This window comes from Bradyrhizobium nitroreducens (assembly GCF_002776695.1).
In the GTDB taxonomy this organism is placed as follows: Bacteria; Pseudomonadota; Alphaproteobacteria; order Rhizobiales; family Xanthobacteraceae; genus Bradyrhizobium; species Bradyrhizobium nitroreducens.
In genome coordinates, this window is record NZ_LFJC01000003.1 from 7,311,631 (window position 1) to 7,327,659 (window position 16,029).

Consider the following 16,029-nt stretch of genomic DNA (forward strand, 5'->3'; position numbering starts at 1 on the left):
ACGCGTTCCTGAGCAGCGGGTACTTGGCTTCCAGGCCGTCGAGGCTGAAGGTGAATTCGACGACGCGCTCCGGGGCCGCGACGATTTCCTCGGCCGGCGGGGCGAATTGCGGCAGGAGCGCTGCCATCGCAGCAGGCGCGGCCTTCGGCGGCTTCGCGGCAGGCGCCGCGAGGGGCGGCCTCACTTCCGGCGCGGTGAACGGCGCCGTGGCCGCAGGCGCGAGCGGCGACCTCACGGCGGGTGCGGTGAGCGGGGCGGCCTTCGTGGCGGGAGCCTTGAGCGGCGGCATCCCGGCAGGCGCGGTGAACGACGCCACCGCTGCGGGCGCGGCAAGCGGCGCGATCGGGGCTTCGGTGATCTCGGCGAGAACGCCCGGCTTCGGATCGAGCCTGACCGGCACGGCGGTCTCGGGGGCGATGTGGACGGCCTTCGGCTGCACGGTCTGCACCTGCGGCTCACGCGGAAACACGCGGGGCATGGCCGCCGGCGACCAGCCGAAGGCGGGCGTCACGCTTGCAGCCGCCTCGGCAACGTCAGCGCCGGTTGCGAGCGCACGCCAGGTCTGGACGGCGCGCTTGGCCTCCTGGATGTTCTCGAGGAATGCGATCTCTGAATGATAACGCCGCCAGCGGCCGGTCTCGAACATTTCGGAGAGGTGCTGCAGCCGCTGCTCGGCGAGAGCGCACCAGCGCGCCGCAACGTCGCGACCAACAGCCACGGCACGAACAGACGTGCAGTCAGATTCTTGGCGAAGTGTCATAAACCAGCCCGTCAGGAGAAAATACGGACGCGGGGACGCAACGCACACGAATCAATTTAGACGTGACATGAATATTTTGTGGAAAAGTTTTGACTTGTCCAGCAACGACACGGCGCACATCGCCAAACACCGTAGTCGTGCGGAGATTTACTGTGTTTTCGAGTCAAGCTTCGCACAAGCATAGCGGACGTGCGGCGTGTTGCCCGAACGATGGCCGTGGACGTCGACGCGACCTTTCAACCGAAAGCTGAGCGCACGCGAAGTTTCAAAGAATCCGACGCCCAGAGCTGCGGGTCCGAGTGAATCACAACCGAAGCTCTGGCCCCTCGTTTCGACGCGTTGTCTTCCGGCAGACAGGAATCCACTTCGCTCGAAAACGCTCTGAAAAGAAAAGACCCGTCCGGGGGGACAACCGGACGGGTCGAGCCATATGGGCGCTTGGGGTGGATGGGCGCTCGCGCCTGATATGACTGATGGGGAGGGATAACCGCTCCCACATAATTTGGTCGTGGCAGCCAGCTGAACGTTCAACGCGGGGTTCGCTTTTTTGAGCTTCGATCTCCCGCGCGTCTTCGACCCAGCCGCTATCGCGTCGCCGGCCTATCCGTCTGAGAAACCGCGGATTTATCGTCCGCACTCGACAGCGAGGGTTGTTCGATCGCGCGGCTATTGGGCTCATCGCGACGCTTCGCGGCATCTTCACGTTTTGTTGTACCGGACGCAGCCGCAACCGGCGTCGTGCTGTCGGCGGGAATAGCCATGACCGCGGCAAATGCATCGGTCTGGCCGTCGCCGAAGAGTTCGTCGCGCCCGGGCGAGCCGAGGTCGCGCGCGGTCTTCGTCAGCGTCGTGCGCAGCGCTTCCGGCTTCAAGGCATAGTTGCGCTCGAGCAGCAACGCCGCGACGCCGGAGACATAGGCGGCCGAGAACGAGGTTCCCGACGTCATCTGGTACTTGCCGTCCGGCGCCGGCAGGAAGATGTCGACGCCGGGCGCGGCGATGGCGATGTAATTGCCGCGGTTGGACGCGCTGAACAACCGGTCCTGCTGGTCGGTCGCGCTGACCGCGATCACGTTCGGATTGGCGGCCGGGTAGAGCGGCGGCGATTTCGCGCCGGCATTGCCGGCAGCGGCAATCAGCACGAGACCTCGCGCGGCGGTCGCCGCGATGGCCCGCTCGATGACCGCGTCCTTCGGGCCGGCAAAGCTCATATTGACGATCTGCGCACCGTGCTCGGCGGCATAATTCAGCGAGCGCAGGATGATGTAGGACGAGCTCTCGGCGCCGCCATTGGCGCCGCCGAAGGCACGGATCGCGATGATGCGGGCCTCGGGCGCGCTGCCCATCAGCCGGGAATGCGCCACGATCGCGCCGGCGATGCCGGTGCCGTGGATGTGCGGCCCCTCGGCGCTACCGAGCGCATCGAAATTGTCCGCGACGGAATTGGCAAGCTCGGGATGTCCGGCGTCGATGCCGGAGTCGATCACGGCCACCGTGACGTTGGCGCCGTGCGCCAGCGTATGGGCCTGCGGCAGGCGAAGCTTGGCCAGCGCGTATTGCGCGGGATCGCCCTCGCTGAGGGTCGTCGATTTCTGGTCCTGAAGCAGATAGCGGAAGTTCGGCTGGACCGAGCGCACGCTGCCGTCGGCCGCGAATTCCCGCCGCACCGTCTCGGTGGGCCGGCCGTCGGTGATCCGGAACAGGCCGAACGTGGCACCGATCAGCGGGAAATTTTCCGAGGAAATGCGCGTCAAGCCGTGCCGGCGCGCCAGCTCGTCGGCCTCGGCCGGCGACAGCGCACCGTCGATCTCGGCGACGAATTCGTTGGCGAAGCTGGTCGAATTCATCGCGGCCGGCGTATTGCTGCCGCGGCCCTTGCCCGCGCTCTTTTTGCCCGATTTCCCGGTGCCTTCGCCGCCGGCATTCGGCTGCGCCAGGCATTCGCCGTCGGCAGCGCGATAGGGCGCGGTGCAGGCCGGATACAGGTTCGGCGAGTAGCGCGCATAGGGCAGCACCGTCGTCGGCCGGATGCGCGAGGTCGTGGTGTGGGGGATGGCCGCGATGGTGCGCGGGCCTCGATCGACGCTGACCACGCGCGCGGCGACGTTGGGACTGACGCGCGGGGTGATGTTCGACGAGATGGTCGGCGTTCGCGAGGGCAAGCTGATCGTGGGCGTGCGCATGATCGCCTGCGCATGCGCGATCTCGACGCCGAGACAGGTGGCGATCAGAAGCGCGGCGCCGACCGACGAAACGTGGGCCCCGGCGCGCAACCTGCTCTTGGACTTGCCCGTCATCGGCTCAGCGGCGCGCCTAGGGCGCCGCGACGGCGAGGTTGACGAACTTCTCGCGCTGCATCTTGCCGAGCAGCGAGGCAAGCTCGTCCTGGCTCAAGGCCCTGTCGAACTGGAGGCGGAACATGCCGCCCTTGGCATCTCCGATGATCGAGGCCTGATAGCTGTCGAGCAGCGCGGTGATGTCGGCGACGCGCGCCTCGGGCGTGAAACGCACCAGTGCGCGCGCCGGTGCGGCGGTTGACCCGAGTTCGCGCGTGATCGGCGCACTGGTCGAGAGCGAGGCGGTCTGGAAGGTCGCGGGCTGCTTCTTCATCAGCACGGCGCCGATGATGCCGGCCTGCAGCACCAGCGCGACGGCGCCAAGGCTGGCCGACCAGGCCAGCGCGCGCGGCGACAGGCTCGCGAAGAAGGTCGCGATGCGCGCCGACAGCGGCAGCGAACCGCTCGCCCGCGCCGGCTCGGCGTCGATCGCGGCGAACAGCTTCTGCATCGCGCGCGCCGACGGAGCGCCCAGGCTCTCGTTCAGATGGATGGTCTCTTCGTACTCGCCGCGGATCGCGGCATATTGCTTCGCCAGAGCCGGATCGCGCGCCAGCGCTTCCTCGACCCGGCGCGCATCGCGCGCGTTCAGGGTGCCGGCCGCGTGCCACGGCAGCAGGAGTTCAATTTCACTGGGCTCTTGCTCCAGCATCTTCTTGCTCAAAGCCATCATGGCCAGCCTCGCTCAACGCCGGCTGCCTTCAGCAGTTCGGCCAGTTTCTTGCGCGCATAGAACAAGCGCGTCTTCACAGTGTTCTCCGGAATGCCGACGATCTCAGCCACCTCTTCCACGGACTTCTCGTGGTAGTAGACGAGATCGACGATTTCCCGGTGGTCCGGCGAGAGGCCGGTCAGACACTCCCGCAACGCTTCACTGGTATCCTTCTTCTGCACCACCGTCTCCGGATCGTCGGACGTATCCTCGATCGCGTTGGCGGCGTCTTCGTCCAGTTCAAAATCCTTCCTGCGCCGGAGCGCCGACAGGGCCTTGAACCGGGTGATTGCCAGCAGCCAGGTGGAAACAGCGGATCGGCCCTCGAACTTGCCGGCTTGACGCCAGACGTCCAGAAACACCTCGCTGATGAGGTCTTCCGCCGCCTGCTCGTCCCGCACGAGCCTCAGCCCGAAGCGATACACCCTGACATGGTGCCGCCCGTACAGCACCTGCATGGCGAGCCGGTCACCTTGAGCGATCCTGGCGATGAGGACCTCGTCCGAAGCCGCCTGTGTCACGCTCAATGCCCGTCTCGCAAAGTTGGTCGGGTCGGCACGGCGGACGGTTCGACAGGGGGGGCAAAATTGTTCAGCTTACCGCAGTCATACGGGCGTCTGTGTGATCCACCCCACATACGCGCGCTTTTATTGGCACACCCGCGGCGGTCAGCCGCCATCATCCAGATCGGTAACATAGTACTGCAATTCTTCCCTGCGGCATGCCTGTCCGGTACAGGCGGCCCAACCTCGTCCGGTTCCATAGCAGCCCTGCACGACATATGTCTCGCCAAGTCCGAATTAGGCTCGATCGCATCGCAGACTGGTGCCCGGTCCGCCGGCAAATTTCTCCCGCGGGCCCTTCACCTTGTTCCGCGCTGCACAGTTCGGATTCGGTTTCAAAGGATACCAAACCTAAAGGCTTGCCACGTAGATTTTTGCGCTGACACCACCACTGGCGGGACCATGAACACGGCCGCGACGTCCTTTCCCGAGAGGAATGCCGCTGAGGTCGCGGATCTCGTGCTGGCGCCCGAGACGGCCGCCCCCGAAGTCCTGGCGCGCCGGGCCCGGCAGCGCCGCCAGATGTATATCGGCCAGGTGGCGAGCTATTCGCTGGGCGCCTCCGTCCTGCTGCTCTACGCCTATGGCGGCGTGGTCTCGACGGCCGTTCCATCGCTGTTCTGGTTTGGCGGCCTGCTGATCATCGGCACGTTTACCGTGCTGTCGGAAGCCGGCTTCGGTGACCGCTTTGAGGATCACTACCTCACCGTTTTCCAGATCTCGGCGCATATGGCGCTGCAACTGGTGTTCCTGCTCGCCGTGCCGACGATCGGGGTCGCGTTCATCGCCGTGCTGTTCCTGATCTTCGCATTCGGCACGCTGCGGATGACCTCGAGCCAGGCGATGGTCACCTGGGGCCTTGCCACCTGCGGGCTCGCCGTCGTCTTCCTGGGCTCGGACCTGCCGATCGGACTGCCGGTCAGGACCCGCCTGGAGCGAACCGCCTCGATGCTGTGCTTCGTGCTGGTGATCGGCCAGTGCGCCTTCCTTGGCCTGTTCGGCGCCACTCTGCGCAAGATCCTGTACCGGCGCAGCATCGAGCTGAAGGCCGCCTATCAGCGCATCGAGGAACTGGCCGAGCTCGACGAACTCACCGGCTCCTACAATCGCCGCTGCATCATGCGCCTTCTCGACGTCGAGATCGAAAAATCGCGGCAGACGTCGACGCCAATCGCGATCGCGCTGATCGATCTCGACTGGTTCAAGCGCATCAACGACGCCCACGGCCATCCCGTCGGCGACGAGGTGCTACGCACCTTCGCGATCACCATTTTCGCCAACATCCGTCCGGACGATAGCTTCGGCCGCTACGGCGGCGAGGAATTTCTGCTGCTGCTGCCGGACACGTCGGGCGACGCCGCGCTGCGCATGCTCGAACGCTTGCGCAGCATCGTCGCCGATCTCGACTGGAGCGCCTTCTCGCCGGGCATGCGCGTGACCATTTCTGCGGGCGTCGTGACGCTGCGCGAGACCGATACTGCCGACACGTTTCTCGCGCGCGCCGACCGCGCGCTCTATTCCGCCAAGGCGCAAGGGCGCAACCGCATCGCAACGAGCTGACCAATCCATTTCCTCCCGACGTGGCAGCAGCCGCCGCCGGACCGAACGCTCCAGGACAGGGCAATGAGATCCAAATCCGCAAGATCATCCGAGAATCTGCTCGAGGAATTGCAGGCTGCGCTGTCGCACGGCACCGTCGCGCTCCGCGTCGAGACGCTGCGCCGTGTCACCGATCTCTTCGTCGGCAACGCGGTGGACTATTCCGACGACCATATCCGCGTGTTCGACGACGTGTTCCAGTGCCTGATCGAGCAGATCGAGGTTTCAGCCAGGGCGCTGCTCGCCGACCGCCTCGCACCGATCGCGGCCGCGCCTCCGAACATCATCCGCACGCTCGCGCTCGACGAGGTCATCGAGGTCTCGGGCCCCGTGCTGTCGAAATCGGAACGGCTCGACGAGACGACCTTGATCGAGATCGCGCGCACGAGGGGCCAGGCGCATCTCAAGGCGATCTCGCTGCGGCGGGTTCTGTCGGAAGCGCTGACCGACGTGCTGGTCAGCCGCGGCAATGAGGATGTGGTGCAGTCGACCGTCGGCAATCCGGGCGCGCGGCTCTCAGAAGGAAGCCTGTCCGACCTCGTCACCCGCGCCGAACGCGACGGCGACCTCGCCGCCTGCATCGGCCTGCGCAAGGACCTGCCGCGTCATCATTATTTGAAGCTGGTCGCGAGAGCCTCCCTGAGCGTGCGCCGCAAGCTCGAGGCTGCGCATCCGGAGCTCGCGGACGAGGTGTCGAGCGTGGTCCAGGAAGTGGCCCAGCGGGTGCGCGCCGCCGCCATGACGAAGCAGACCGAGATGGCGCGGGCGCTGGTGAAGTCGCTGCACGCGGACGGCCGTCTCAACGAATTCCAGGTCACCACCTTTGCCGAGCAAGGCAAGTTCGACGAAACCAATGCGGGGCTTGCCGCGCTCGCCGGCGTCGCGGTCGAGACCGCCGAGACCATGATGATCGAAAGCCGCACCGAGGGCGTCATGATCCTCGCCAAGGTCGCGGGCATGTCCTGGCCGAGCGTGCGCGCCATCATCGCCATGCGCGAGAAGCTCTCGGGCGGCTCGCAGACCGACATGCTGACGCTGCGCGATACTTACGAGGCGCTGCGCTCATCGACCGCGCAGCAGGTGCTGCGCTTCCACCGCATGCAGCAGACCACCACGCCGGCGGCGTAAGACCGCAGCGTCTAGTATCTCAGGACCTTCGAGCCGGCCAACGCGCCCACCGCCGCGACGAACGCCGCCGCGAGCGTATACCAGGTCGCGACGAACAGGGGCGAATCGTCGGTGCAGTGCGAGGCATAGAGCGTCGCGGCAAGGCCGGCCGACACCAGGCCGGCGAACGCACCGGCCAGCGCGGGCCGCGCAGGCGCGCCATGGCGCAGGCCGAACAGCGCGCCTGCGAGCAGCGGCAATGACATCGCAGGGATCGCAATCAGGCACACCCTGGAATTCTTGCCCACCAGCCGCATCGTCATCGGCATGGCCGGCGCCATCATCGCCTCGCTCCCGATCGCAACCGCAAGCAGCCCGACGGGGAGCAGCAGCAGCCAGGCCCAGCCGCGCATCAAGGCCTCGGGGCGTGACAGATGCAGGCTGACGATGATCGCGGGGATCGCGAGCGACAGCGTGACTGCGAACTTCATGTCGAAGAACGGGTTGCGCATGGCCGTCATCACGTCGGGCCGCACGCCGAGGAAGGTCGCGAAAATCAGGATCGACAAGGGCGCGGCGACCAGCAGCGCCGTGGTCAGCATGGTGCCGACGCGCGGCGCGCGGTGGGCGTTGTCGGCTGCGAGCGAGCGGATGAGTTGATCGGTATCCATGACTAGTGGTCCCGCAGTTTGGCCGTCAGCGCGGCAAGTCCGCGATGCAGTGCGACCCGCACCGCGCCTTCGCTCATCGAAAACTTCGTCGCCGTGTCCTTGATCGAGGCGCTCTCGACCGCGATCGACTGCAGCACGTCGCGCTGGCGCTGCGGCAGCGTGTTGAGCTGGGCTGCGACCTCGCCCGCGGAGGCCGTCTCCTGCGGCGCTTCGCCCGGCAGCGTCTCGGCGAAATCGTCGATGTTGACGAAGACCCGCCTGCCGCGCCGCCTGAGCGCATCGATCAGCTTGTTGCGGGCGATCGCGAACAGCCACGGCGCGAAGGGTGCTTCGCTGTCCCAGGTATGCCGCTTCAAGTGCACCGCCAACAAAATCTCCTGCACGATATCCTCGGCCTGATCAGGGGGTTGCCCGGCCCGCGCCAGACCACGCCTCGCCGCGGCGCGCAGCACCGGCGTGACCGCCTTCAACAGGCGATGATATGCCGCATCATCGCCTGCCATGGCCGACCGCATCAGGCCGGTCCATTCGTCCTCACGTCCGCGCACGCGCGCCCCTCACCATGCAATTCGGCCGTTCGTTCAGTTTGTTACGCGGATCGGCGCGAGATCACAAATTCGTGATCAGAGCCGGACCTCGCGACCGATCCGGCCGTCAACCTCTGCGACGGCTCATAACACCGATCCGCTCGCACCGCACCCGGCGGCCGGCGGTACCGGGCCGGTTTGCCCCGTTTTTGCCCGGTGCAGCCCGAAGATTCCCATTTTCTGCCCCGCTGTCGTCACGGCCCAGGGTCTCTGTTCGCTCCGGGACGGGCGGAATTGGGGAGATCATCACCATGATGAAAGCCAGCGGGCGCGCGGCCCTGATCATTCTGGCCGGAATGTTGCTGCTGTTTGGAGGCCTCGCACAGGCGGCCCCAAGCTCAACCACCGGCAAATCGGACAGCGCGGGCCAGCGGGCCGACACGACCAAGCCCGGCAAGCACCGGCGCCATGAGTCACGCCGCACCGGCAGCAGCAAGACGGCGCAGAAGTCGGGCGACAAGACCGACGCCCCGGCAAAGGCCGACGCGGCCAAATCTGATGGCAACAAGCCTGATGGCAAGACGGCCGACAACAAGGCCGACAATGACGTGCCGGTGTCGAGGCAGATGCCGCCGGCGGTCGCCAACGCCAACGCGCAGCTCGCCGCCACCGATACGCCGACCGCGGCTGCGGCCTCCGCGATGACGGATCGCGCCAACGACAACGTCCAGGCGGCCGCCGACAATACCAACGCCCCGAACGCCGAGAGCCAGGTCGTCGCAGCCGATCAGCTCAGCGACATCGATCGCGCCCTGCAACAGGACAGCCCACCGGCGCAGAAGACGCTCCTTGCCGCAACCGAGGCCCAGCCCCGGCCCGCACCGGTCATGGCGAGCAGCCAGCAGAGCTCGGCCTGGGACCAGAGCTCCCTGATCGGCAAGATCTTCATCGGCGTCGGCACGCTGCTGACGCTGGCGTCCGCCGCACGCATGTTCATGGCCTGATTGCCCGTTCGGCCAGGACGCGCGGCCGGCGCGTCCTGCGTCCCCGGCCCCTCTTGAAGGCATTCGCGCCAGCGGGCACATTGCCCGCCCAATCAAAAGCGCGGGTGAAGCATGAGCACGTTCGAACACATCATCGTCGAAAGCACCGGTGCGGTCGGTATCATCAAGCTGAACCGGCCGAAGATGCTCAACGCGCTCTCCTTCGGCGTCTTCCGCGAGATCGCCGCGGCGGTCGAGGATCTCGAGGCCGATGACGCCATCGGCTGCATCGTCGTGACCGGCAGCGAGAAGGCCTTTGCCGCCGGCGCCGACATCAAGGAGATGCAGCCGAAGGGCTTCATCGACATGTTCTCCGAGGATTTTGCCGCGATCGGCGGCGACCGCCTCGCGCGCTGCCGCAAGCCGACGATCGCGGCGGTCGCCGGTTATGCGCTCGGCGGCGGCTGCGAGCTCGCCATGATGTGCGATTTCATCATCGCCGCCGACACCGCCAAGTTCGGCCAGCCCGAGATCACGCTCGGCACCATTCCCGGCATCGGCGGTACCCAGCGCCTGACGCGCGCGATCGGCAAGTCCAAGGCGATGGATTTGTGCCTCACCGGCCGCATGATGGATGCTGCGGAAGCCGAACGTTCAGGCCTCGTCAGCCGCATCGTGCCCGCCGACAAGCTGATGGACGAAGTGATGGCGGCGGCCGAGAAGATCGCGTCGATGTCGCGCCCTGCGGTCGCGATGGCCAAGGAAGCGGTGAACCGCGCCTTCGAGACCACGCTCGCCGAGGGCATGAGCGTCGAGCGCAACCTGTTCCACGCGACCTTCGCGCTGGAGGACCGCTCCGAGGGCATGGCGGCGTTCATCGAGAAGCGCAAGCCGGTGAACAAGAACCGCTGACGCGGGCGGACGGTCAGGCTGGTGTAAGGCTCGGCCGCGTTCCCGCAAAATCCCTGTGACGAAGCTGCAACAAGCACGGATTTCATGGGGGTTTCCCCCGCGGCAGTTTGCCTGCGGGACCTCGGCTGGTTAAACAGTTAAGAGGCCCCGTCGGCGGGGGCGGACAGCCGGGGTTAAGCAGGATTACATGATTGGGCGTACCGCCAGAGCTGGTCGCGTGATGACGCGGCATCGATCGGGCGTGGGTCCTGTGCTTGCGACATGGACCACGCTGGCGCTCTGTTGCGCCCTGCCCGCCGCTGCGCGGGCCGAAGCCCTGCCGGAGGCGCTCGCCAAGGCCTACCAGACCAATCCACAGCTCAATGCCGAACGTGCGCGGCAACGCGCCACGGACGAGAACGTGCCGCAGGCCCTCGCCGGTTACCGACCGCAACTCGTGGCAAGCCTCAGCGCCGGCTTGCAATCGGTGCGCAATCTGTTGCCCAACAACACGATCCAGACCGCCAATCTGAAGCCATGGGTCATCGGCGTCACCGTGACGCAGACCCTGTTCAACGGCTTCCGCACCGCCAATAACGTGCGCGCCGCCGAGCTCCAGGTGCAGTCGGGCCGCGAGGCGCTGCGCAATGTCGGCCAGGGCGTCTTGCTCGACGCGGTAACCGCCTACACCAACGTGCTCGCCAACCAGTCGCTGGTCGAGGCGCAGCGCTCCAACGTCGCCTTCCTGCGCGAAACGCTCTCGGTCACCCAGCGCCGCCTCAACGCCGGTGATGTCACGCCGACCGACAGCGCCCAGGCCGAGGCCCGTCTCAACCGCGGACTTGCCGACCTCAACGCCGCCGAGGTCGCGCTCGCGGTCAGCCAGGCGATATACGCACAGGTGATCGGCAATGCGCCATCGCAGCTTCGGGCCGCCGAAGTGGTCGATCGTTATCTGCCGAAGAGCCGCGAGGATGTGCTGACAATGGCGATCCGCCAGCACCCAGCCGTGATGGCGGCAGGCTTCGACGTCGACGTCGCCTCCACCAATATCCGCGTCGCCGAAGGCGCGCTGCTGCCGAGTGCCACCATCCAGGGCAGCGCCAGCAAGAGTCGCAACAACGACCCGACGCTCGGCACCTTCGCCGAGGACCAGGCTTCCATCGTCGCCAACGTCACCGCGCCGATCTATGACGGCGGCCAGGCCGCCGCGCAGACCCGGCAGGCCAAGGAGATCACCGCGCAGAGCCGTCTCGTGCTCGACCAGGTGCGCAACCAAGCACGCACTGCGGCGGTCAGCGCCTGGGTCGCCAATGAAGGCGCCAAGGTCGCGGTCTCGGCCTCGGAGTCCGAGGTGAAGGCGGCGACCGTCGCACTGCAGGGCGTGCAACGCGAGGCCGCCGGCGGGCAGCGCACGACAGTCGACGTTTTGAACTCGCAGGCCGATTTGATCCAGGCCAAGGCCCGCCTGATCGGTGCGCAACGCGACCGCGTCATCGCCTCCTACACGCTGCTCAGCGCCATCGGCCATCTCGACGTCAAGACGCTGAACCTGAACACGCCGGATTACCTGCCCGAGGTGCACTACCACCAGGTCCGCGACGCCTGGCACGGCCTGCGCACGCCGTCGGGACAATAGCTTCAGATCATCGAGCCGGCGCATCGACGGCCCACGCCCGCTTGCGGTGCTTGTCGAGCAGCCATGCAGCGAAGCGCTGCGGCGGCTGGCGGGCCGATGTGATACCGTGCCGTGCGACCAAAAAAAATCAGGGAGAGAAACCGTGCTCAACCGACGCTGTCTTCTGCTTGCCTCCCTCGCCGCCGGAGTAGCCATGACCAACAGAGCCCACGCGCGCGCGGCGCAGCCCGCGACGCCGATCAATTTCGACGTTCCGCCGCATGCCTGCGACTGCCATACCCACATCCATGGCGATCCCGAAAAGTTTCCGTTCTTCGCCGGGCGCGTCTACACGCCCGAGCTGGCCTCCCCGGAGGAAATGGCTGCACTCCACAAGGCGCTTCATATCGAACGCGTGGTGATCGTCACCCCGAGCGTCTACGGCACCGACAACTCCTCCACCCTGTTCGGCATGAAGGCACGCGGCGCGACCGCGCGCGGCGTGGCCGTGATCGACGACAAGACCTCCGAGGCCCAGCTCGACACGATGCAGCAGGACGGCTTCCGCGGCATCCGTCTCAATCTCGCGACCGGGGGCGTCAATGACCCCAATGTCGGCCGGCCCCGCTTCACCGCAGCCGTCGAGCGCATGAAGGCGCGCGGCTGGCACGTGCAGCTCTACACCACGCTCGCCATGATCTCGGCGATCAAGGATCTCGTGTCTGCCGCGCCGGTGCCGGTCGTGTTCGACCATTTCGGTGGCCTCGAGGCTTCGCTCGGGCTGGAGCAGCCGGGATTTGCCGACCTTGTCGCGCTCGTCAGATCCGGCAAGGCCTATGTGAAGATCTCGGGCGCCTACCGCTCGTCGAAGCTCGCGCCCGATTATCAGGACATGGTGCCCTACGCGCAGGCGCTGATCGCGGCCAATGCGGACCGCATCGTCTGGGGTACCGACTGGCCGCATCCGGATTCCAGTCGCGTCGAAGGACGCAAGGCCACCGACATCGCGCCGCTCTATCAGATCGACGACGGGCGTCTCCTCAACCAGTTGCCGGTGTGGGCACCCGATGCCGCCGTGCGCAAGAAGATTCTGGTCGACAACCCGGCGCGACTTTACGGCTTTTGACGTCAGCGCGCGCGGCGCGAGAAGAACGAGATCAGGACCGGCAAGGTCACGAGGATCACGACCGGCGCCAGCATCATGCCGGTGACGACGACGACGGCGAGCGGCTTCTGCACCTGCGAGCCGATGCCCTCCGACAGCGCCGCCGGCAGAAGGCCGACGCCGGCGACGACGCAGGTCATCAGCACCGGACGAAGCTGCAGCTCGCCGGTGCGCACCACCGCGCTCATGCGGTCCATGCCCTCTTCGATCAGCTGGTTGAACTGCGACAGGATGATGATGCCATCCATCACCGCGATGCCGAACAGCGCGATGAAGCCGATCGCCGCGGAGACGCTGAACGCCGTGCCTGAGATCAGAAGGCCGAGCACGCCGCCAAAGATCGCCATCGGGATCACGCTCATCGCGAGCAACGTGTCGGCCATCGAGCCGAAATTGAACCAGAGCAGCACGCCGATCAGCGCCAGCGAAATCGGCACCACGATCGACAGGCGGCGGATCGCGTCCTGGAGATTGCCGAACTCGCCGACCCATTCCATGTGCGAGCCGGGCGGCAGCTGCACCTGCTCGGCGATCTTGTCCTGGGCCTCGCGGATCGCGCTGCCGAGGTCGCGCTCACGCACCGAAAACTTGATCGGCAGGTAGCGTTCCTGCTGCTCGCGATAGATGTAGGCCGCGCCCGAGACGAGGCTGATGGTGGCGACCTCGCTGAGGGGAATCTGCGTGACGGTGCCGTTCGGCCCGGGTGCGCCGATGCGCAAATTCTGGATCGCCTCGGCGCTGCGGCGATATTCCGGCGCGAGACGAACGATGATCGGGAAGTGACGGTCGGAACCGGGCTCGTAGAGATCGCCGGCCGTATCGCCGCCGATCGCGACCTTGATGGTGGCGTTGATGTCGCCGGGCGCGAGGCCATAGCGCGCGGCCTTGGCGCGATTGATGTCGATCTGGACCGTCGGCTGCCCGAGCGAGGTGAACACCGCAAGGTCGGTGACGCCCTGAACTGTCGACAGCACCTGCTTGATCTTGTTGGCGGTGTCGGTCAGCGCCTGAAGGTCGCTGCCGAACAGCTTGATCGAGTTCTCGCCCTTCACGCCGGAGACGGCTTCGGAGACGTTGTCCTGAAGATATTGCGAGAAGTTGAACTCGACGCCGGGGAAGCGGTCGTCGAGCTGCTTGAGCAGTTGCGCGGTCAGCTCTTCCTTGTCGCGGGTCCCGGGCCATTGGCTGATCGGCTTCAGCGGCGCGAAGAACTCGGCGTTGAAGAAGCCGGCGGCGTCGGTGCCGTCGTCGGGACGGCCGTGCTGCGATACGACGGACTCGACCTCGGGTCGGGCGCGGATCAGCTTGCGCATCTCGTTGACGTAGCTGTTGCCCTCCTGAAGCGAGATGGTCGGCGGCAGCGTGGCGCGAATCCAGAGATTGCCCTCCTCCAGCTTCGGCAGGAATTCGAGGCCGAGCAGCCGGGCGAGCGCCACCGTCATCAGCACGAGCCCGACCGCGCCGCCGAGCACGATGGCGCGATTGGCGACCGCCCATTGCAGCAGAGGCGAGTACAGGCGATGCAGGATCCGCATGACCCTGGTCTCGGTTTCCTCGACATGCGCGGGCAGGATGATCGCGGACAATGCCGGCGTGACCGTGAACGTCGCAAGCAGCCCGCCGGCGAGCGCATAGGCATAGGTGCGGGCCATCGGCCCGAAGATGTTGCCCTCGACGCCGGACAGCGTGAACAGCGGCAGGAAGGCGGCGATGATGATCGCCGCGGCGAAGAAGATCGAGCGCGAGACGTCGGCGGCCGCGCTGAGGATGGCGTGGCTCTTCATGCCGAACAGCGTCTCGTTGGACATGTGCTCGGATTCCGACATCGGCGTCGTCTGCGTCAGGCGGCGGAAGATCGCCTCCACCATGATGACGGTGGCATCGACGATCAGGCCGAAATCGATCGCCCCCACCGACAGCAGATTGGCCGATTCCCCGCGCAGCACCAGGATGATGACGGCGAAGAACAGCGCGAACGGAATGGTGGCACCGACGATCAGCGCGCTGCGGAGGTCGCCGAGGAATATCCACTGCAACAGCACGATGAGGAGAATGCCGACCACCATGTTGTGCAGCACGGTGTGGGTGGTGAGCGCGATCAGGTCGCCGCGGTCGTAGATGCGCTCGATGCGCACGCCGGGCGGCAGGATGCTGGAGTTGTTGATGGTCTGGACGAGCTGGTGGACGCGCTTGATGGTTGGCGAGCTCTGCTCGCCGCGGCGCATCAGCACGATGCCCTGCACGATGTCGTCGGCATCGTCGATGCCGGCGATGCCGAGGCGCGGCTTCTGGCCGACGGTGACGGTGGCGACGTCCTTGACCAGCACCGGATTTCCATTGGTCTGCGAGACCATGGTGTTGGCGACATCGTCGATGGAGCGGATCAGACCGACGCCGCGGACCACGGCCGATTGCTGGCCGATATTGACGGTGTTGCCGCCGACATTGACGTTCGCATTTCCGACCGCCTGTAGCAGTTGCGGCAGCGTCAGGCCGTTGGCGACGAGCTTGTTGAAATCGACCTGGATCTCGTAGGTCTTGCTCTTGCCGCCCCAGCCGGTGACGTCGATCACCCCGGGCACGGCGCGGAAGCGGCGCTGCAGAATCCAGTCCTGGATGGTCTTGAGATCGAGCACGCTGTAGTTCGGCGGACCGACGAGACGGTAGCGGAAGATCTCGCCGATCGGGCTGAGCGGCGAGATCTGCGGCTGCACGTTGCCCGGCAGCGGCGCCAGCTGCGCCAGGCGGTTCAACACCTGCTGCAGCGCCTCGTCATAGGTGTAGGCGAACGAGAACTGGATTTTGACGTCGGACAGACCGTAGAGCGAGATGGTGCGGATGGTCGTGATGTTCTTCAGGCCCGCGACCTGGGTCTCGATCGGGATCGTGATGTAGCGCTCGATCTCCTCCGCCGACAGCCCCGGCGACTGCGTCACGATGTCGACCATCGGCGGGGTCGGGTCGGGATAGGCTTCGATGTTGAGCTGGTTGAATGCGATCACGCCGCCAATCAGCACGGCGACGAACATCCCAACCATCAGAAAGCGCCGGTTGACGGCAAGGGCGACGAGACGATCCATTCAAGCTTCAGTTTGTC

The 16,029-nt window shown here is 66.1% G+C and carries 13 protein-coding genes; 6 read left to right on the forward strand and 7 right to left on the reverse strand.

The genetic code is table 11. The annotated features are described in order from the left end of the window. The 4 genes from TSA1_RS34615 to TSA1_RS34630 all read right to left on the reverse strand — a co-directional run. Positions 1-718: TIGR03809 family protein (locus tag TSA1_RS34615; RefSeq protein WP_174719362.1), on the reverse strand; the 718-nt coding region annotated here is incomplete at its 3' end. A 626-nt stretch (positions 719-1,344) separates the two neighbouring features. After that, entirely contained in the window at positions 1,345-3,057 is a 1,713-nt protein-coding gene (locus TSA1_RS34620) for a S8 family serine peptidase (protein WP_100180221.1), read from the reverse strand. Positions 3,058-3,073: 16 nt separating this feature from the next. Next, positions 3,074-3,769, reverse strand: a complete 696-nt coding sequence (locus TSA1_RS34625; protein ID WP_100180222.1) for a hypothetical protein — start codon at positions 3,767-3,769, stop codon at positions 3,074-3,076. Then, on the reverse strand, positions 3,766-4,335 hold the full coding sequence (locus tag TSA1_RS34630; protein WP_174719206.1) for a sigma-70 family RNA polymerase sigma factor: 570 nt from the start codon (positions 4,333-4,335) through the stop codon (positions 3,766-3,768). Before TSA1_RS34630 ends, TSA1_RS34625 begins: the two co-directional genes overlap by 4 nt. A 438-nt stretch (positions 4,336-4,773) precedes the next feature. On the opposite strand from TSA1_RS34630, the gene TSA1_RS34635 reads away from it, so the two are divergent. Beyond that, a complete protein-coding gene (locus TSA1_RS34635) occupies positions 4,774-5,931 on the forward strand; it encodes a GGDEF domain-containing protein (RefSeq protein ID WP_100180224.1) in 1,158 nt (385 codons plus the stop codon). Between the two features lie 63 nt (positions 5,932-5,994). Continuing rightward, positions 5,995-7,098 carry a DUF2336 domain-containing protein gene (locus TSA1_RS34640; protein WP_100180225.1) on the forward strand — a complete coding sequence of 368 codons (1,104 nt, stop codon included), beginning with the start codon at positions 5,995-5,997 and terminating at the stop codon, positions 7,096-7,098. A gap of 11 nt (positions 7,099-7,109) precedes the next feature. Here the strand turns inward: TSA1_RS34640 and TSA1_RS34645 are convergent, their stop codons facing one another. Both TSA1_RS34645 and TSA1_RS34650 read right to left on the reverse strand, forming a co-directional pair. Continuing rightward, the gene (locus tag TSA1_RS34645; RefSeq protein ID WP_100180226.1) at positions 7,110-7,748 is read right to left on the reverse strand and encodes an NrsF family protein; all 639 of its coding nucleotides are present in this window, start codon (positions 7,746-7,748) and stop codon (positions 7,110-7,112) included. A gap of 2 nt (positions 7,749-7,750) precedes the next feature. Then, positions 7,751-8,296, reverse strand: a complete 546-nt coding sequence (locus tag TSA1_RS34650) for a sigma-70 family RNA polymerase sigma factor (RefSeq protein WP_100180227.1) — start codon at positions 8,294-8,296, stop codon at positions 7,751-7,753. 290 nt (positions 8,297-8,586) lie between these two features. On the opposite strand from TSA1_RS34650, the gene TSA1_RS34655 reads away from it, so the two are divergent. The 4 genes from TSA1_RS34655 to TSA1_RS34670 all read left to right on the forward strand — a co-directional run bounded on the left by TSA1_RS34655 (position 8,587) and on the right by TSA1_RS34670 (position 12,893). Further along, entirely contained in the window at positions 8,587-9,279 is a 693-nt protein-coding gene (locus TSA1_RS34655; protein ID WP_100180228.1) for a hypothetical protein, read from the forward strand. A gap of 111 nt (positions 9,280-9,390) precedes the next feature. Continuing rightward, positions 9,391-10,170, forward strand: a complete 780-nt coding sequence (locus tag TSA1_RS34660) for an enoyl-CoA hydratase (RefSeq protein WP_100180229.1) — start codon at positions 9,391-9,393, stop codon at positions 10,168-10,170. 220 nt (positions 10,171-10,390) lie between these two features. Continuing rightward, positions 10,391-11,788, forward strand: a complete 1,398-nt coding sequence (locus TSA1_RS34665) for a TolC family outer membrane protein (RefSeq protein ID WP_174719363.1) — start codon at positions 10,391-10,393, stop codon at positions 11,786-11,788. Positions 11,789-11,930: 142 nt separating this feature from the next. Continuing rightward, the gene (locus TSA1_RS34670) at positions 11,931-12,893 is read left to right on the forward strand and encodes an amidohydrolase family protein (RefSeq protein ID WP_100180231.1); all 963 of its coding nucleotides are present in this window, start codon (positions 11,931-11,933) and stop codon (positions 12,891-12,893) included. 2 nt (positions 12,894-12,895) lie between these two features. Here the strand turns inward: TSA1_RS34670 and TSA1_RS34675 are convergent, their stop codons facing one another. Continuing rightward, positions 12,896-16,012, reverse strand: a complete 3,117-nt coding sequence (locus TSA1_RS34675) for an efflux RND transporter permease subunit (protein WP_100180232.1) — start codon at positions 16,010-16,012, stop codon at positions 12,896-12,898. Positions 16,013-16,029 lie beyond the last annotated feature (17 nt).